This is a genomic window from Natronotalea proteinilytica (assembly GCF_055379935.1).
On record NZ_AP043947.1, the window covers coordinates 1,031,753 to 1,050,939 of the forward strand.

The window sequence follows — 19,187 nt, forward strand, 5'->3', positions numbered from 1 at the left end:
TCCGCCAGGAGCGTCAGGATGACCTACTGACGCGACAACAGCCTGTAGCGCGTTGCAATGTGCGGTTTTCCTCGATACGCCGGTTGGGTTTTTCCAGCGTCCCCATTACCCGTTAACCAGTCCAGCGGACAGCCACGGGCGCAGAGCGCCCAATGGTCCGTCGCGACGCGGGAGCATCGCAACGAGTGTTCGATGGGTAGGATATGGGTGGTCTACCGCAAACTTTCAGGTAGGACAGACTCTAGTGTTGTGTCACAGGTCAATCTTCGGGTAACACATGTACCCTCTAACGTACCGAGAATAACTCACAATCTTGTCATTGCGAGCGCAGCGACGCAATCTCATGCTATCAGACCGGATGCAGCCGCCCAATCAACGGCATGAGATCGCACCCCAGGAGTACTTGTTCGCTAGCGCTCACAGCGCCGCGTCAGTCGCAGGGCTCCCTCCTACAATGTTGGACTCTAACATTCAGGTGTGACACAGCAGTAAGTGACCTCAACAATGGTTTTGGGGATTGCCGGGTGGTTTCCCCTCCATCCTACCCTTCCTCCCCGAGGAGGAAGGAACCGTGGAAGGCGTTCATCAAGTCCCCCTCAGAGGAGGGGGATTTAGGGGGAGGGATTCTGCCAAATCACATATATTAAGCACTTATGCGAAACGCAGCACCGTACGAATGAGAGCGTGTATTAACAACGTCGGGGCGCACATGATACCGATTTGAAACGCACAAAACCCCAACTTCATGCCTGTCTTTACTTAGTCACCGCGCAAGATCTCGGCATCGATTTCGGGAAGGGAGGGATTGATGAGCATGTTGGTACCCAGTTCAAATCCGGCCCGCACTGACACCCGTGGCGTAAACCGCAGGCTCCAGACCACGTGCGGCGCCTCCGCTGTGGGATCAAGTGCGGTGTGGAGCGTCACGTTGTAATCAGGATTGTTGGCATACTGCACGTAGCGCCGGGCCACGCGTCGCGCAATCCTGGCACAATCCAGGCGCTCAGCATCGGTCCACTGCGTAACATGCGCCTCATTGCGGCGGGGGACCACCCATACGCTGTAGGGAGCCGGAGCAGCATAAGGCACGAAGGCCACAAAGTGCTCGGTTGTGGCTACAATGCGAGATTCGGCCTCTATTTCTTGCCTTCGCATCTGAGCAAGCAGCGGCCGACCGTGCTCCTCAAAATAAGTGTGGCATCGCTGCTCTTCAGCGACACGCTCGGGGGGCGGCAATGGAGGCGCAATGAGTTGGCTATGCGGATGCGCCAGCGAGGCGCCCGCACGTCCTCCTTGGTTGCGAAACACCACCGGATACAAATCGGGCGCGGCATCATACACCGCCTCGATCCGCCGCTGATACATGTGGAACACCGCCGCCAGATGCTCCACCGAAAGATACGGCCAATGCGAATAATGACCGGGCGTCTCCACAATCACCTCTTGGTGACCGCGTGCGGCTTTGCCCTCGTAGATATGATTAGTCTGTCCGGCAGGGGTCTGATCCATTTGAAACGCCGGAAACTTATTCGGAACAGCCCGCACCTGCCAGTTATCAGACTCGTCTGTCAGTTCATCCAAAATGCCCGGCAGCATCGCTTCATTGCCCGGACAAAACGGACATCCCTCTACCGGGCCACTTTCCTGCTCTTCCGGATGATCCAGGGTCGTGCGCTTCGGGCGATCGCCCCGACTGGGCGCACAGGCCACCCACTGCTCCGTGAGAAGGTCGCGCCGAACATGATACGAAGATAAATCCATACGACAGCCTGACTACTTCGGGTCTACTCCAACAAACGTGCAAATCGATTTTGCGTGTGAGGAAATAGCACCCGTATCAACGGCATTTTGTTCGTTGGGTCGCCTCCGCGCTGCCCCCAGGCTTACACGGGATGGAGGAAGGCGACGTGGAGATCATCCTGGCGCCGATAGGGCCCGTGCTCAGCATGGCTCCGCACGTCAAGACGTTCTCCGTGTGCCTGTAACGCAGTGGTTTAATGCCCGTCTGGGATATCCGCGCCACTTCTGATCCCGGGCTACGGAGAGGTCCGATGTTGGTAGAGGCCCATAGCCGAGGTACTCATGCCGCCCCTGTCGGCATCATCACCTCTCGCCCTCTGGGTGAATGCAGAGACGTTTTTTCTACTCTGGTTGCGAGAGCCTTATTCTCCCTCCGCATCACGATCTTCGCGGAGGTACACGACGAACGTAGACGGGTCGTAGTCGAAGTGCTCCAGGAGGTGCGCAATGCGGTCGCGGATGTTGTTGGCCGACAGGTTCAGTTCGACCCACAGTCCGGGCACAACCTCGCGTGCTTTCCGCATGCCTTCACCGGACGACGCGAACATGCGGTTGCCCCGGTTGGTCTCGAACGCCTCGTCTGTAGCAATCTGGGCAAAGGTATCGCCTTCCAGACGAGATAGCAACCGAATGACGCGCTCATACACGGCCCGCCAGGTTCGCAAGTCCTTCGTGGCACGTCCCTCAAACACGAACCCATACGGACGCTTGTAGCGGAAGTCCTCATCGAGCGTGTGACGCTGGGAGCGGTCGAGCTCTTCGATGATGCGGTCATGCTCTTCGGCATCCACATCGGGGTCTGTGGCCTCGTCGTCGGCAGCCACGCTGGTGTAGTCGGTGATCAACTGCTGGATCCGCTCGGCGGCCTGTGCAAACTCGGTCATCGCCGCATTGTACTCCTGCTTGAAAGCCACACCGGCTTCAAGCTCATCCGGGTCGTTGTGGTCGATGCTAAGCCAGATGTCGTCGGATAGATCGAGCAGGTTTTCGTTGGTGCGTTCCAGGCTGCTCAGGATCTGGCTGATGCGTTCGCGTTGGGTCATGGTCGGCTGTGGATTCGTTAACGGAAAAGAAGATGTCGGGATGCCTTGGGGGATCTGCGTGGTTGTACTGGACGGGGTGAGCCGCCGGACAGGGGGTGTCTGTTGTCTTGGACTACCAAGCAGAGGTCAGCTAAGGATATCCACCGCCTGGTTTGCGATGTGGTCAAACCACTGCTCCATGAAATTCGAATTCGAGTTCATACCGAAATGCTGCTCCATGTCACAGGCTAAGATGGGGGGACATTGGTCGTTACTGGGCACATCTTCCGCATCAGTGAAAAGAGTCGTATCGGTGCCCTGCCTGCAAAAGAGCGTGACGGTGGGGCGGATTTTACCAGTAGGAGCGCGTAACGACGCCTCATCAGGATTACTGAGCTCCCATTCTTCGGTGTTGGAAATGGTCACGTCCATCGCTTTGGCATATGCCGACATGTAATAGGTCGCCGTGCGCAGCCCATCACGAAAGTAGCCTGCGCCCTCTTTTTCATCTTTCGTACTACCATTACGCTTTGCATCCCCCATCACAGAAATAGACTTGTCAGATTTGGTGTTCGTGAACGTGAGACAGAGGTCTGGTTCACTGTCACTCGGGTTTACATTCTTTGCCATACCCGCCGATTTGCGCATCTGTACGTAAGCATCCGAACTCGGAGGCGACTTGCCAATCGTGACCGAAATCGGATGGACTGTATGCTGATATACAGCTTTAAACTTGTTGCCATCAAGACTGATTTCGGAGAGCTCCCAGTCCGTGTTTCCATCAACGACGCGCATAACAGCCGTCATCACACTCACCTCCAGAATGTCGTTGAAAGCTTTGTTTTTTGCATCGATCGCGTCCTCGTACAGATCATCCTGCTGTTCAAGGACACTGTGCAGGTGCTTGCGGATATGTCCCGGCTTGGGGATCCGGTGCTGCTGCGCGAAGACACGTCGAATGGCGCGGGCTGCATCTTGTGCTGTTGGGCCGTGCTGCTCCAGTCGGTGAATGAGCGGCAGGGTTAGCGGGCCCAGACGTACGGCGTGGCGGTCTGTGAGAGCATCTACAGCGTCGTTCAGGGCATCACAGCGCTGCTGATAGCTCTGTGATGCACGTGAGAGTAGATCGCGCCACTGTCGCGCCTGATAGACAAGGGCACCCATGAGTTGCGCATCAGGCACACGCTCGGTCACGCGGTTCTGGTACCGGGTAGGCGGCTGTACAAGTGCCCGCTGGTAGGTCCGAGGCCAGTCCACATTCCGGGTTGGCGTATCCGTTTCCTTCCAGCGGGGCACAGATGTTTTTAGGGTGTGCTGCATGAGTGCTATCAACTTTCGTTCAGCATCTTTCTGGAGCTGCGACTCCATTTGCAACATGCGGAGGAGCGCATCCACCAGCGGTGAATCTTCACGTTCATCTTTGTCCCCTACAATACGTCCATGCACCTGCAAGGACACCCAGCGTACCAGTTCCACGAGACTGTTCTCGTGGAGCCGTTGACCCGCCCAAGCGATCTGTGACGTGAACAGGTCAAGGTCAGCCTCCGTGGAGACGCGGTTTGAGTTGCTCATGTGTAGCGATGTGGAGGAGAAAGGGCTATTCAAGAATGCAAGCCTCTCTTCCGGCAGTATCTCAACCTAACTGTCGGGAGAGAGGCTCGTGCAAATACACTATGCTTCTTCAGAGAGCCAATCTTCCTTGACCAACTCACTGCGCAAACGGCTCGCGTCGAGATTCGGGAGCCGTGTTTTCAGGTTCTCGAAGAGGAATTCTGCAATTGTCCGATCAGATTCTAAAATTCGGTCTTCGTACTTGTCTTGATCATCATCGTTTTTGGCAATGCGAATCATATGCAGTGTTCGCGATTTGTCATTTCCACCTTTATGAATCGAAGTAAATATGTGTTTGATTGCCTTTAATAACTTATTTTCTTCACTGTAAGCTCCCTGCTCCAGTGACTCAAGTTGGGGAAAAACCTCAAGTACAAGTGCCAAAGCGAGATAAGAAAGTGAAAGCATTTCGGCTACTTTGTCTCTGTCAACAGTTTCACCACTACTTTTAGGTAATAAGATACCATCCTCATCTTGAAGGTGTCTGTAATCTACTTCTCGTTCCTTCTTTCCAGAAGAGCGTAAACCTTCTCCTACAAATCGTAAAACGTCCCCTATAGAAGAAACGCCAACAGTTCGAGAAGAAACTAAATTACCAAAATCACTATCGCTACTAGCAAATAAAGCTTTTACTTCAGGTTCTATATCTAGAAGACTAGACTTACCTCTACTTCTTCTTTCCTCAGATTTTCTTACTTGCCAAGAAAACTGTTCTAACTTTAATTGTGAACTTGTTTTAGACAGTTTCTTTTCAATTATCTTTTTTTCGATTGTTTTATTATCAGGTGCCTCAACTGGAATGAAAGCAAAGCGACGCATCAAGGCGAATGAGAGATTGTTTAGTCCAGAACGATCTGCATCGTTCATAGTACCAATTAAACGGAAGCGCCGAGGCACCCTGTAATCACCTGCTTGCTCTTCAACATCATCTGTAGATGCCGGGACAATGCGCACGAATGAGGTAGATTGCATTTCCTCTACTTCAGACTGGTCTTCCTCACTTTCGATTAGCTTTTCAAAAGGAAGTTCCACGGCATCACCGGCTAGCAAAGAGAAAAGCTCCCCAAAACAGCTGTCAATATCAGCACGGTTAAACTCATCAATTATAAGCCATTTCGGCCTACTGTTCTGTGGAACAGCTCGTAAAAGAAATCCTTCTCGAAACACTAATCCTTTGCCATTGCGAGCAGGCATGTAACGCCCGATCAGATCTCCGGAAGTCCAGGCTGGAGATGCGGTAGCCATTAAAGGGGGTTCTTGGGTAGCTTCTCTTGCGAGAAAAGAGGCAAGTTTTGATTTACCACATCCGGGAGGTCCAGTGAAAATAACGTTTTTCCCTGCGTTCAGCGCCGCACATGCGGATTCTATAACGTGCCAAGGAAAGTGTAATCCCCTTCCTTTAAGTCCTGAAAGCACATCATTCGGATGCAGATTCACCGGACGCACAGGTTCAAATAAACGCCTGGGAGGCAAGTCCCAGTAGTCCTCTGATTTCTGTTTCTTATCCGTATTACTTTCAACACCATCAACATCTGCCAGAAATGATCCAATCCGCTCTTCTTCTGAGTACACAGCGGCAACGGTCCAATAACTAATTATTGATCGGACCACACTCCACCATTTATCAAAATCACTAACAACCTTACCATCCTCTACTCTCATTGTCGGACTCTCAACCACAAGTCTCTCGCCAATCTCAAGCCAATGTCGTGATTCTGCACCTATCCAATCATCGTTTTCATCACTCAACTTAATTGGGCACTGAAGCGACATACTTCCGGACTTAGGAGGAAACCATACCTCCAATATTTCAGGGTTAACTTGTTTGTAAGGTTTTAAAGAAAGCTCTTTTTGAGGTATTTCAAGCTCATCATTTATTTCTAATATCTTAAATAAACCTTTTTTGTAGTAGAAATTTGTAGATATAGAATTGCCTGATACAACGAATGCAATATACCCCTTATCTTTTTGGCTCACTGGGGTGGGTTCCGAATTATCTCCAATAGGGGTAGATGTAACTTCAAAATTAATCCTACACTCGTTTGCATTATCTAGATCACTTTCAGTAAAATTGAAAGTTATCTCCCAGCCTTCAATGTTCTCATAATTCCCGTTTTTTGAAGTGCTTAGATCAGGATCGTAGTCGAATTTAATGGAAAAAGAAGCTCCTTCTCGAACCCTCGTTTCGAAATCATTTTTTAGCTCACTAAAAATAATCTGCAGAGCTTCTTTCTTCTCTCGCTCTCTTTGGTCCTCTATATTTTCCTCATTAGGAGTTGCAGTGTCAGAAGCCATAGAAGGAGTTGCTTGTTGTTCGTTAGCCATAGGAAATTGTCTGTGTCAGGATAAGGAAAGAAAAGGTGCTGGCACTGGAGCACGGGGGGAACCGCTTTTCGATAGGTACAACTCATAATGTACCGTTCTGTGTTCTCACAATCAATTACCAGTCCGTTAGGAATTGTAACGCATTCCCAACGGGCTGATGTGCTTCGGTTGTGTGGGCGTATCTCTACACCACCGGCGGCGTCCAGGCGAGGCGGGCGGTGGCGCCGGGGTGGGCGGCTTCGGGCTTGTCGTGCCAGGTGCAGTGTACGACCACCGGCACGCCCAGGTGCTGCGCCAGCGTGTGGGTGTGCGCCCACATGTGTATGGCGCTTTGGTACTGAATGGAGATGCCCAGGGCCGGCAGGTGACGGTAGCCGTCTTGCTCGTAGCGTCCGGCCCGCACGTTAAAGGGTGAGGCGTCGGCGATGGCCTCGGGCGTGTCGCACCGGGCCGCCAGCACGCGGTGGGCGAGCTTCGCCAGATCCGACCAGTTGCGTCCGTCGATCGCGTGTCCGGCGAAGTGACCGTGGGCGATCTTGGTGTGGTGCAGATCGTCGGGGTCGTCGGCATCGAGCGTGAGGACGCGGGCGGTGTCGGCTTCGTCGATGGTGCCGGGGGCGCACGCATCCAGCAGCCGCTGAATGACGGTCTCGGGGGTGTCCTCGAATGAGGTGACGAGCGTTTCGAGGCGGTGGTACGTGTCGGACTTCAGGGTAACGGTAGGCATAATGGGGTAGCGGTTGGTTGGAGAATGGAAAAAGGGGGGAGGAGCCCATGCAAGCGGGCCGACCCTGGTTGCTTGATTACCGCTGCCTTATATTGAGATGGATTTGAGGGCGGACAGTGGGCGTCCGGGGGTAAAATGAGATGGAAAGAGTGATGACGGTTGCGAGACGCTTTGATGGCAGAGCCGCCCTGAACAGCGGGAAGATCCCGGATCTGCGGCGCTGGGGCGCCTTGTCCGGGATGACTTGTATCGGGCGTTCCGAGGCAAACTCAAGGAATGGGGGCTTTTGAGGTGCTTTTTGACTGTCAACTTGGATTTACGGCTCCGCCTCCTGGAGATCTTCTCGGGCAAACCGATACCAGCGCTGGACTTTGCGCGTAATTGCCCTAATTTACTTTTTGTAGATGACAAGGTGGTTTCCCCTCCATCCTACCTGTCCTCCCCGAGGAGGAAGGGACTGTGGGAGCCACTTCCGAAGTCCCCCTCGGAGGAGGGGGATTTAGGGGGAGGGATTAGGATAAGCCGTCGTTAGGGAGCCCCAAACATTATAAAAATCAATAGGATGCGGAAGATGCCTCAAGATAAAAGCCTGCGTCCGGTAGCGCGCAGGCTTCGTAGGAACATGACGAAGAGCGAACGGCGGCTGTGGCATCGGATCCGGCGGAAACAGATACACGGCGTTACGTTTCGGCGGCAGTACATCATTCAGCGGTACATCGTCGACTTTTATTGCCGCCCGCTGCGCCTCGCAATAGAGGTAGACGGCCTTACGCACGAATACCCTGATGTAGCCCAACACGACCGGGTGCGTCAAGCCGATCTGGAAGCGCTGAGTATCACGGTGCTCCGCTTCACGTCGAAAGATGTCCTGCAGGATACGGATCGCGTGGTTGAAGCTATTGCAGGGTGGATTGCTGAACACCTGGATCCTGATTCTTGTCCGTCAGCTTCCCCTCCATCCTACCCTTCCTCCCCGAGGAGGAAGGGACTGTGGGAGCCACTTCACGGTGTCATTAGAGGTCTGACAGCTCAGGCGTCGAACGGTTGCACGTCGCGTTGGATGTCGTCGCCGTGTGCATCAAGCGCCTGGTCGAGGTCGTAGTCGGACTGGAGTCCGAGCCAGAACTCGGCGCTGTTACCAAAGAAGGCAGACAGTCGGAGCGCGGTATCAACACTGATGCCGCGTTTTGCGTTTACAATTTCGTTGATGCGGCGCGGGGCTACGCGAATCTGGCGCGCCAGTGCGCTCTGACTCACGCTCATGGGCTTGAGAAACTCTTCGCTGAGCACCTCACCAGGATGGGTTGGAGGGATCTTCTGCGCCATGGGTATCAGTCGTGATAATCAATAATTTCGACGTTGTAGGCATCACCGTCATGCCACTCAAAGCTGATGCGCCACTGCTGATTGATGCGTATGCTCCAGCGTGCAGCACACGGGCCTGCGCTCATTTTCTTGAGCCCATGAAAGGCCACAAAAGATCCCGGATCAGCAGTGCCAGGGGCGCCTTGTCCGGGATGACGATAACGTAGAAGCCTTGTATATTACCCGATGAATCACGTGTGATACAGCAGTAAGTACGTTCAGGCAGCGTTTTGTGGTATAAGGTCATTTCGACCGAAGCCTGCCACCAGGTACTCGGAGTGGAGAAATCACCCCGCATTCGGTGGAAACGGCCATCCAGTGTATTCTCAAGAGATTCTTTTGGGTGTGTAGCACAAGGGGCCGCGTCCAACGTGGCTGGGCACGTTCATTTTTGCCTTGATGCAAAAACGAACCAAAAAAATCAAGGCTGGAAGAACTGGGCCTGACTGCGCCCTCCGGTCCGCTACAATTGATCAAACTCACTCGCAGGCTCGCTCAAACAGGATCAATTTTGGGGCGCGTCCCTCCGGGCTTCGTCCGGGCGGCCCACTTCTTCGAGGCCGAAGGCTTCATACACGGGGTCCATATCGCGAAGAGGACCGCAGGGAGGCATGAAGCCTGTACCCTGAACCACTCCAAACAGACGGGTTGACCTTGCACCAGGCCCTTTCTCTTCTCCGAAAAAAATGGAGGCGCTGGCCCAGAAGAGAATTCGAATGCCCAACTTTGCACGTGACCTTACTTAGCAACGTGTTTGGAGGGTCGTTGGTGATGCCGTATCTACATCTACGCATCCCCTTCCCTATACAAAGTGGCCATCGCCTCTGCCTCCGTCTTGATCTGCTCGCGCAGCTCGGGTGGGTCTTCGACGCGGACGTGTGGGCCCCAGGAGCGTACAAATGAGGCAATGCCGTGGAGCCCAGCGACCTTGAACGTTACCCGATACCAGCCGTCGTCGTGGGGCTCCTCAGGTACAAACTGTTCGGAATGATACTGCTTCCGCCGGAAGCTGGCTACCTTATCGGGATGAACGGCCAGAGTTACATAGTGCTCATCTTCATCCCGCATCATCCCAAACGCATGTTTGAAGTAGTCATCGGCGTCGAACGGTCGGTGTTCGGTGTACCCGACAGGGGTTGCTGATTCAATGCCACCGAGAGCAAATGTGCGGTCGTCCTCGTGCATCTCACAGTACGCAAGCAGCGCCCAGGAGTCGTTGCGAACGGCAATGGTGTGCGGGTCCACAATCCGGTCGGAGGTGCGTGCGCCGCGGGAAGCGCTGTAGTAATCAATCTTTAGCTTTCGGTCATCGCGGAGGGCCTTTAAAATAGCGTCGAATACGTCTTGGGTAAACGCGCTCCGACGTCCCGAGTCAAAGTGCCACTGTTCATCCTGCCGGTCGAAGTCGAATGAGGTGATCGCCTCTACGCCACTTAGATGTTCAGTAAGTTTCTGGACGGCCTCGTCTAGGGCATTCGCAAAGGGTGTCGGTGCCAGCATGGTTTTGGCTGCCATCGCGGAGATCTGAAGCGCCCGCAGTTCCTCGGCATCCAGGTCCAGGTCGCTGTCTCGGTCGACCAGATGATGTTCTTCGGGAAAGGCGAACCGCTTTTCGTTGGTCTGCTCGTCCAGTTTCTCCTGAACCGCGATGCCTTCTTGTTCGCGCATCTTGCGGATGTTGCGGCGAACGGTGCGTTTGGTTTTACCCGTGAGTTCGGCCAGATCGCCAGATGTTGGCTCGTGGCCCTCAGCCAGATGGCGTCGAATGATGTCGTAGGTGGTCAGGTTGGGTTTGGGCATGAGTGTGCAAAAAGAGACTGATTCGTAGAAAAAGAGTGTGATAACATGAGTTAAAGAGGGAGCCGCGATAGCAGACGGCACGTCGAATCCGGATGCACTGCTGGGCGATCGCTTCTTGGGGAGGCAACGGATGCCTTGCGTCAGTCGGCCTTTGAACACGTTTAGGAAGGGAAAACAAAGGGTGGACATCCTCCATACGTCCAACCTTCCATACATCTAAACCTCTTGGTATCAGACGTCTACCGGCTGCCAGGCCTCGTAGGGGGCGGTGCCGGGTACATCGGCGAACCATAGGGCGCAGGTGCCGATGGGGGCACCGGTTGCTTCGGTCCAGGCAGCGGCGTATGTACATAAGGGCGATTCGTAGTAGGTCACCCACTCGCGTAGGCGTTTGGCATCCCCCGTTGGGTTGCCTGTGTCGATACGGTTGCTTTTATAATCGACCAGATGCCAGGTGTCTTCGTGACGGTAGAGCAGATCAATGAGTCCCTGCTGTACGGTTGGAGTTTCTTCGTGGGCAACGGGGCGTCCTACGGGAAGCTCGGTGTACACGCGGTCGGCAGCAATCACGTCGCTCCAGATGCGGCTGTCCAAAAAGCGCGTAACCATGCGGCGCAGGTGGGATGCGTGGTGCTCCGTCACGTCGTCGATGTATTCGTGCAGGACCGCTTGCAGGTCGGCATCGGTGAGGGGCAGAATGGACTGGCGGTGCAGCACGATCTGTTCAAGCACGTCATGCAAGGCATTTCCGAACAGGGAGCCGTGGCCATTGACGTCATCGGGCAGACTCAGGGCTACTGTGCTGTGGTCATTCGATGGTTTGGCACGCGTGTATGATGGCGCGGCCTGTGACGCGCGCTGCTGACGCTGTTCGTCCACACGCGCCTCGATCCCCGAAATCACCTGCGGGCCGTGCATCGGTGTGTCGGACGGATCGCTGGGTGGAGGCAGTTCAAGCTCGGGTACATCGGCCGTATCGCAGTACGCATCGACGGCATCCCAAAAGAGTTTGTCGTCGGAGCCGTGTGGATAGCGGGATACGACAAGCATCTGCTTCGCGCGGGTAGCAGCCACGTACTGAAGGCGGTGCTCTTCGGCGTTTTGAAGCGCCTCCTCGCGCGCGGTGAAGTCATCCCATCTCTTGGGAGTGGCTTCGATACTGGTTCGATAATACCCCTTCTCAAACACTGGCACCACCACTTCATTCTTGTCGCGGCGGACATGCGCGGTGGGATCGTGGTCTTTTGAACCGTACGGGTCGGCGAGGAAAACGACGTTGGCTTGCAGCCCCTTGGCTTTGTGCACATTCAGCAGTCGCACCGCGCCGTCGCGACCGGAGTCAGTGGTGTTGGGTTTTGCCCCTATGCCGGTTTCGAGGGTGAGGCCGTCAACGTCCACCTCGCCGTCGGCAATGCGCTGTAGATGCTGCCAGATATCGTAGGCCGACTCGCCCTTCGCGTCGAGCATGCGTGCGGTGTGTAGCAGCTGATGCGTGCGCCCAGCCTGCAGCGAAGCTTGCTGCGGACGGGTGGCGGCGTGGGCGTAGAGTCCGGTGTCGTCCAGGATCTGCTCCAGCGCTGCTGCCGGGCGTTGGGTCTGGAGATGCGTCTGCGCGTCCGAGAGCATGGTGTGGGCGTGGGCAAGTCGCTCACGGAGCGCGGACGGAATGTCTGTATCCAACAGAGCCTCTGCATCCTTCCACCACAACCCAAACCGGTACTCGGCTTGGCGTAGCGTGTAGAGATCGGCATCGCTCATGCCCACGAGGGGGCCCCGCAAGTAAGCCAGGTGAGCCAGCGCGTCGTTGGTGCGGAAGACGCAGGTAAGAAGCTGAAGCAGTCCGCGCAGGGCGGGCGATTCATCGGCATCTTTGCTGCCTACGATGGTGTAGGGAAGGCCCTGCTCCGAGAGCGCTTCGGCGTAGGTTTGAAGCTGACCGGTATTGCGCGTCAGGATCATGAAGTCACCGGGCACGCCGTCAACGAGTGCCTCGCCATTTTCATCGCGCATGATGGGTTCGGTGGAGTCGTGCGCCCGTCGGATGTACCGTGCGATAAATGATGCGTCGTCTCCGGTGATGCTGGACCGGCTGTCGTACTTCTTGTACTCAATGGCGGACTGGTAGAGCACTGGACCGAGGGGATCAGCAGTGCGGTGCGGAACGAACGGCGTGTACTCGGCCTGCACGGTCTCAGAAGGGAGGTCGTCTGAAGCCTGTGCGCGGTCTGTTTCGAATGGGGTACCAAACGCTTCGTTGAAGCGCCCACAGAGGGCCCGGAGTGACCGAAAGTTGCGTTTGAGGCGGACTAATTCGCCATGGGGCTGGCTGTCGATGAGATCGGCCACCTCGTTGAAGATCGCCATGTCGGCGCGGCGGAAGCGGTAGATGGACTGCTTGTCGTCGCCCACCACGAAGAGGGAGCCTTCCTTCGGGTTGGTGGCGCGCCAGTCGGTTTCGTGGTGGCGCGTGCCGGTGAGGTAGAAGAGGATTTCGGCCTGCAGCGGATCGGTGTCCTGAAACTCGTCGACCAGGAGACGCGGGCGGTCGTCATACTGCGTCTGCCACTGGGTACGCACATCGGGATGGTCGCGGAGCAGATTGCGCGTGTGGTAGAGCACATCGCTCGATGACAGCACGCCGTGCTCTTTGCGCAAGGCGATGAGTCGCTCCCGTCCGCCCACAGCCAGTTGGGTGCAGAGACGGTGGACATAGGCGTGCCAGCGCTTCACGGCAGGGTTTATGACCGTACGTGCAAACTCCGGGACGCCCTCATCGCGCAGGTCGTTTGTCGTGGCTTGCCCCATGATCGTGCCCTGCCAGTCTTTCCAACTACGGACGCGCAACACATATCTTGCTTCATTCAGTTTGTGGAACAGTTCCAGAAACTCCCCTTTTTCGCGAACTGTTGTTGGCTTCTTGACCTTCAGAATGCGGCGCGCCTGCTCAACGGCAGCAGTGAACTTATACTTTGATTTGATTTCGTCGGGGAGATAGGGCGCCCACGTCTCCACAAACGCAATCGTCTGCTCAACGGCCTCAGTCAGGTCCGGCTTGGGAGCGTTTGCGCTGATGTGCGCGTCGAGGTCCGGGTACTTCGCGAGTTCGTTGTACATCGGGCGCAGGTCGGCAGGGTCGGTGCCGGTGTTTAGAAGCGCCTGAAAGTCCTCGGGATGCTCTTCGTAAGCGGATTCGAGATGAGCCTGCCAGGCTTCATCGCGCAGCCGTTGGAGGGGCAAGGCGTCGGTCTCCATCGTGAAGTCGGGCGGCAGCCCTGCACGCAGCGGAAAGGCCCGCAGGATCTGTACGCAGAAGCTGTGGATGGTCCCCACAAAGCACTGGTCGAGTTCATCGCGCGCGGTCTGTAGCCGGTTGGCTTCTTCCCCAGTCGCGTGCTCCTGCACCGCTTCAAAGCGCTCAAAGAGGCGCGCTTTCATTTCGCCGGCGGCTTTGCGCGTGAACGTAATAGCGGCAATGTCGCCGATAGACACGCCCTCGCGCACGAGCGCCTCAATGCGAGCAATCAGCGCGGTGGTCTTCCCGGCACCTGCCGAAGCGCGCACCAGGAAGTTCGTGTTTGGAGCGAAGCTGGAAAGATCGGGTAGCCCGTTGTCGCTATACGGACCGATGCGGGCACGGGTGGAACTGTCGGATTCAGCAGAGTAATCAGGCATAGAGGGAGTTGGGCATTGATGAGAAACGGAGTAGCGTGCTGCGACGAGCAGGGTGTCACCCGACGCACCGGTCAATCAGGATTGAGTATGCTCTTATGCAGATGCGGACGGTCGTCGGACAAGGCGCTTGCCTTATCGCGTTTTTCATGCGCCTTGCGATCTTCCACAAGCGTGTTGAACTGGTACTTCCACCCGTCTTTCTTCATGGATCCTTTCGAGGGCACAAACACGCCGCTTTTTGCCATTGCGGATAGCGTCTTGAGGATGCGGCGGCCCTTGGCGGAATAAGCGGCGTTTAGTTCGTACTCGATACGGCGGCCCATTTCGCGGCGGGTAGCAAAGTAGTAGCCCGAGCGCCTCACGGTCTTGTTCAGCAGCGCCTCAGCCGCCCAGGCATACAGCAGCCACTGCAGCGACCATCGGTCGTCAGAAAGACCGTCTTGGGGATCAAAGTCCTCGGATTTCCCGGTTTTGTAGTCCCATATCTCCAGCGCGCCATTGACTGTGTCGATGCGATCTGCGGAGCCACGGAGGTGCAGTGTGCCGTCGCCGATGGAAAGCTCCGCCGGAGGCACGTCGCTGCCATCGAACCCAAAGCTCCACTCGAAGTGTGTGGGCGCCATGCCAGGGGCGGCGCGCTCCACTTCAGCCTGAATGAGAATCTGCGCATCTACCCAGAGCTGATGTTCGATGATCGCTTCGATGTGCTCAGAGGGCGGACGGCCTCGCTTTTCGTATTGGGCGTGTAGGGCGTCGTCCAGGGCCTGGCGCAGCGCGGCTTCATCACCTTCTCTTGGTATCCGCCCGAGTCCCTGTACGAACTGCTCGTAGGCCTCGTGCAAAATGGTGCCGCGGGTTAGGGCGTTGAGCCAGCCGCGCTCTTCGAGAACCGGCTCGTCGAGTTTGCGCACCCTCAGCACGTACTTGACGAAGTACAGATAGGGCGTTTTGGCGAACATTTCCAGGCGCGAAGGCGACATGACCCTCTCATTCTCTACTGCCAGGAAGTCGAGTTCTGGGTATGGCGGGTCGGGGAGCAGTCCGTCGTAAACCGTTACCTTCTTTGAGCGGCGCGCCCGCGTGGCCTCGCGTCCGGCGTCGATGTGCGCATACTGCCCCTTGAGCCATTCGGTGGCCGCTGTCGATTCAACCCCACCAGAATCGCATTGTAGCAAGTCAAGGGCGTCGAGCGCGTCTTCAGGCTCGGGGATGCGGAGTGTATGCGTGGTTTCATACGAGTGGGGAGGCGACTCTTCCGTTGCCTCTGAATCCTCCTTTGCGTATGGATACGTTGCGGCATGCAAACGCTGGTAGAGCGTTGACGGAAAGCGCTCTTCGCTCTTGGCTGGATCGAGGTGCTGCATGACAAAAAGGGCATCGCCCGCGTGGCGGTTCAAGGCCTGAGCGTGCATCCACCGCCGATGAGCGACCCGCTGTGCGGTGCGCGGGATGCGATCGCCCGTGGGACCCAGTCGATTCCGTTCGGCATCCGTAAACAGCGGATCTTCTTGCAAGGAGACGGCCATCGCCTCGCTATCCATACCCACCACGTAAAGGTGATCGCGCCCAGTGTAGCCCGCCGACTCCAGCGGCACCACATGTACGCGTCCGGGACGCGGGGCACGAGCCCCGCCGAACTCGTGGTCCATTACAGCACGTACGGCGTCGGCGGCCAGCGAGAGCGGTTGCTCGGTGGCTTCATGCTCGTCTGCGCGTATGCGTTTCAGGTGAGCGAGGAGACGCTCATAGGGCTTACGAGCCAGATCGCTCTCGATGGCCTGTGCCTCTCCCAGATCCTTCGATGGCATGGGCCCAAAGGTCTCGGCAAACCGGTACAGGTGATCGGCCAGATCGGCGGGCGCTACGCGATGTTCAGCGTCCGGATGCGGGGCGTCGTGCAGCAGCGCGCGCAGCGCCTCAGATGTAGCGTGGTAGCGATTAGCCTTGTCATGCGTTCGATCTTCAGCACGGCGCTTCACCGCACGAAGTATGGACGCAGCGCCATCGGGACACGTCTGCTCGGCCAGCCAGGTGGCTACGAACTGGTCGTGCTGAAACGTATCGTCGGGGCGTGCCCGGTGGAGCGTGAGGTGCCCAGCGCGCAGCAGGTGTACGAGCCCGGCCATATCCTGCGCCCCCGTCAGCCAGTCGAGGTAGGTCCGCAGTGCACGACCGGAGGGCGTATCCCGAAGGCGCTGCCCGGAGCTCAACGTAGCCGCGATGCCGTGGCGCTGAAACTGCTGCTCGATAAGCCCGAGGTACGGCTCGGGCGTGGTATAGGCAATTTCGACCGTGTCGTGCGCATAGCCGCGAACCTGCATATCTCGCAGCACGGTGCGCACCTCCTCATCGGCCCCGACGGTTCGCGCAAACCGGAGATGCTCTGCATCATCAGGACGCACATCATCGTGCACGGCGCGCCCGGTGGGACCTGGCACAAACGCCTGCACCGGCTGAGCTGTGGCGTAGCGATCGGAGTGGGCTGCAGATGCAGGCGAAGCGTTAGCGGGATGCGGAGCGGCTGCGCCCAGTCGATAGCATGGGTGCGCACTTGCATCAACAAGCGCTTTTACGAAGCGCTCAGCTTGTAGTGGAAGATCTGTTACGTCAAGCAGGCCCACCGCCGTGTACGCACAGGACGACACCTGCCCAGCCGACACAATGCGTGTGGCCTGCTGAAGCGTAGTGGCCGCGTCGGCACGGTGGTTTTCATGGAGCAGGGTGGTGTAGATGCGATAAGCTTCCGCCTTGGCCTGTTGGGAGGAATTCTCTTCGATATGGGACTGATAGAGATCGGGAGAGATGCCGTGCATCCGGAGTGTGGCAAACATCTGAGCCAGCATGCGGCCTACCCGCGGAACAGGGGCGCCCTGAGTCAGCTCCTTCCGCTGCTCCTCGGAGAGCATGTAGCAGGAGGCGGTCGCCCATTGCGCCGGATCTTCGAGCGGTCGCATATCGGTTTCGCGTTGCATGGAGCGGGCGAGAAGCGCAGCGTAGTTACGGACGGTGGTGCAGGTGAGTCCGGCCGTGGGTTGCGTTCGTGCCAGTGCTGTTTCGAGCGCTTTTCCCACTTGCATCCGAGGCACAAACACGACGGTTGGATCTGGAGCTGTCGTATCCAACAGAGTTTGAAGTTGACGAAGAAGCGGAGCGGACACACCAGAGGAATCCATACAGAACAGGGCAATATGTGGAAGCGAAAGCGCGAGGACTTACAAGAGGCCAACGATGCACACCAGAGCAGGCGGACATTCAGCGTCCGGTAGAGGCGTAAGGCGACATGCGCCGTTGGAGGGGGTGTTGATGCGTTTTCTCTTCACACGTATGTCATCTTCGAATGGTCCGAGTTGTGTAGGTATGGAGGAGAGGAGTTGTGTAGGTATGGAGGAGTGGACGGGGGATGTCCGCAAGATGGAAGAAGTGCGGTATAGAGTCATGCGTTTTTACGACTCCAAATCTCCCTGACGCCATGACTGACACTGGTTCCAATACCGAGCGTGTGCAAGACGCCTTTTCATGGACGCCGCCCTCTACGACCAGCAAATTTGCACCGGGGCTTGAGGTGCGCGACCTCGAGACCCGCCGTCCGCGCTACCGCTTCGTGCGTGCAGGTTCCTCGGATCCGGCGGAGCGCATACTCTGGTTTGTGAATGAGTCGGATGAGACACTGCCGGTCGTTAGGCTAAACTCGGGCGGCTTCCTGACAGCAGATGACGATGTCATCAATCAAGAAAGCGACGACTGGGTGTATCGCGACGTGCAGCCGGGCGAGGCGGTGAAAGCCGACGTCTATAGCATCATATACGACTCAGACTGGCTCCTGCATGTGGTTGTCACTATTGAACGCCCCGATGGCAAACACTTCGCGATCATGCCCTCGCCCGAGAAAGGGGGGCACGGGAGCCAGGTGCTCGTGTGGGACAATGGCGATCTGGGGAAGCGAGTGCAGGAGTTTAAGGAGCTGGATTAAGTAAAGCGGTCTCATTTCGTTGTTTATCTGGAACCCATTCCCATCAGCTATGACAAAATACAATACCGATGCCCTTCTTCTGAACCAGACGCATTTATCGCCTCACCCGGAAAAAGGCGGCTGGATCGTGGATCCGGCCACAGGGCTTACGCTCGATACGGATGCAGTGGTGTTGCAGGGCGTGGTGTATGTCATCACGCGCTATGACTACTACTGGACATGGGGTGAGGGAGATGAGGACGAAATGGCAGGGATGTGCCGGTATGTGCCGGTATCCACGGATATCACTCAGGAAACCTTCTTGCAGCTCTGGATTGATCACAAGGAGCCGGACGACATTCAGTTGCACCGTCGGGAGTACTACCTGTTTGCCCGCATCCATGACGTGCTTACGCGGTTCGAGCCCCCGCGCCTGGATTTGCCTGAGGATATGCCTACGTGAGCTCACCGAAATCCACCACGCACCTCGGGATCAGGATCTTCGTCCAGGGGCGGCGCCCACTCGGCATCGGCCCAGCGGGGGTGATCCGGGTCGAACGGCGTATCGGGGCCGCGGCGGGGCAGGCGCTCGGTCAGGCCAATCGCAACCTCGCCGGCGGCCTTGAGCGCCTCGTGGCGCTTGCGCATGGTGTACTCGCAGTGCCGGTTCGCTGTCGCGATGAATGCTTCGCCTTCTGCGGTGGCTGCTTCCGTGAATATGTAGGAGTAGTGCTTGTAGAACTCGGGCACCGGATGCACACCCCGGAGCTGCCAGAAGACAATGCCGGTGTCTCCGTACGATTTCGTTCGCTGTAGCAGTCTGTGGGATGCGTGCAGGGGGCTGTGGAGAAGCATAGTGTGGAAGTCGTTGGGAGGAAGCTACGAGTCTTCTAAACAGCATACCGCATGTGGTCGG

General features: G+C 56.7%; 13 protein-coding genes and 1 pseudogene. 3 read left to right on the forward strand and 11 right to left on the reverse strand.

Annotated elements, in window-relative coordinates:
- Positions 1–759 precede the first annotated feature (759 nt).
- The 5 genes from galT to ACZ5AL_RS04330 form a co-directional block, all read right to left on the reverse strand.
- The gene (galT, locus tag ACZ5AL_RS04310; RefSeq protein WP_464512410.1) at positions 760–1,761 is read right to left on the reverse strand and encodes a galactose-1-phosphate uridylyltransferase; all 1,002 of its coding nucleotides are present in this window, start codon (positions 1,759–1,761) and stop codon (positions 760–762) included.
- A gap of 401 nt (positions 1,762–2,162) precedes the next feature.
- Positions 2,163–2,843 (reverse strand): hypothetical protein, encoded by a 681-nt coding sequence (locus ACZ5AL_RS04315; protein ID WP_464512412.1) that lies wholly within the window; start codon positions 2,841–2,843, stop codon positions 2,163–2,165.
- 126 nt (positions 2,844–2,969) lie between these two features.
- Entirely contained in the window at positions 2,970–4,394 is a 1,425-nt protein-coding gene (locus ACZ5AL_RS04320; RefSeq protein ID WP_464512413.1) for a hypothetical protein, read from the reverse strand.
- A gap of 99 nt (positions 4,395–4,493) precedes the next feature.
- Positions 4,494–6,758, reverse strand: coding sequence for an AAA family ATPase (locus ACZ5AL_RS04325; RefSeq protein WP_464512414.1), 2,265 nt, complete (start codon positions 6,756–6,758; stop codon positions 4,494–4,496).
- A 184-nt stretch (positions 6,759–6,942) separates the two neighbouring features.
- Positions 6,943–7,485, reverse strand: coding sequence for a T4SS efffector SepA family protein (locus tag ACZ5AL_RS04330; RefSeq protein WP_464512415.1), 543 nt, complete (start codon positions 7,483–7,485; stop codon positions 6,943–6,945).
- 571 nt (positions 7,486–8,056) lie between these two features.
- Here ACZ5AL_RS04330 and ACZ5AL_RS04335 point away from each other — a divergent pair.
- On the forward strand, positions 8,057–8,587 hold the full coding sequence (locus ACZ5AL_RS04335; RefSeq protein ID WP_464512417.1) for an endonuclease domain-containing protein: 531 nt from the start codon (positions 8,057–8,059) through the stop codon (positions 8,585–8,587).
- Here ACZ5AL_RS04335 and ACZ5AL_RS04340 read toward each other — a convergent pair.
- The 5 genes and pseudogenes from ACZ5AL_RS04340 to ACZ5AL_RS04360 all read right to left on the reverse strand — a co-directional run bounded on the left by ACZ5AL_RS04340 (position 8,515) and on the right by ACZ5AL_RS04360 (position 17,495).
- Positions 8,515–8,811 carry a HigA family addiction module antitoxin gene (locus ACZ5AL_RS04340; RefSeq protein ID WP_464512418.1) on the reverse strand — a complete coding sequence of 99 codons (297 nt, stop codon included), beginning with the start codon at positions 8,809–8,811 and terminating at the stop codon, positions 8,515–8,517. The two genes, ACZ5AL_RS04335 and ACZ5AL_RS04340, sit on opposite strands and share 73 nt — an antisense overlap.
- A 5-nt stretch (positions 8,812–8,816) precedes the next feature.
- Positions 8,817–8,912 (reverse strand): annotated as a pseudogene (locus tag ACZ5AL_RS04345) (type II toxin-antitoxin system RelE/ParE family toxin); the annotation flags it as partial.
- 724 nt (positions 8,913–9,636) lie between these two features.
- Entirely contained in the window at positions 9,637–10,839 is a 1,203-nt protein-coding gene (locus ACZ5AL_RS04350; RefSeq protein ID WP_464512419.1) for a helix-turn-helix transcriptional regulator, read from the reverse strand.
- 42 nt (positions 10,840–10,881) lie between these two features.
- A complete protein-coding gene (locus ACZ5AL_RS04355) occupies positions 10,882–14,322 on the reverse strand; it encodes a UvrD-helicase domain-containing protein (RefSeq protein ID WP_464512421.1) in 3,441 nt (1,146 codons plus the stop codon).
- 71 nt (positions 14,323–14,393) lie between these two features.
- A complete protein-coding gene (locus ACZ5AL_RS04360) occupies positions 14,394–17,495 on the reverse strand; it encodes a PD-(D/E)XK nuclease family protein (RefSeq protein ID WP_464512422.1) in 3,102 nt (1,033 codons plus the stop codon).
- Positions 17,496–17,791: 296 nt separating this feature from the next.
- Here ACZ5AL_RS04360 and ACZ5AL_RS04365 point away from each other — a divergent pair, with 296 nt between their 5' ends.
- Positions 17,792–18,292 carry a hypothetical protein gene (locus tag ACZ5AL_RS04365; protein ID WP_464512423.1) on the forward strand — a complete coding sequence of 167 codons (501 nt, stop codon included), beginning with the start codon at positions 17,792–17,794 and terminating at the stop codon, positions 18,290–18,292.
- Between the two features lie 49 nt (positions 18,293–18,341).
- Entirely contained in the window at positions 18,342–18,734 is a 393-nt protein-coding gene (locus ACZ5AL_RS04370) for a hypothetical protein (protein WP_464512424.1), read from the forward strand.
- 2 nt (positions 18,735–18,736) lie between these two features.
- Here ACZ5AL_RS04370 and ACZ5AL_RS04375 read toward each other — a convergent pair whose 3' ends face one another.
- Complete coding sequence (locus ACZ5AL_RS04375) at positions 18,737–19,126, reverse strand: hypothetical protein (RefSeq protein WP_464512426.1); 390 nt, start codon at positions 19,124–19,126, stop codon at positions 18,737–18,739.
- Positions 19,127–19,187 lie beyond the last annotated feature (61 nt).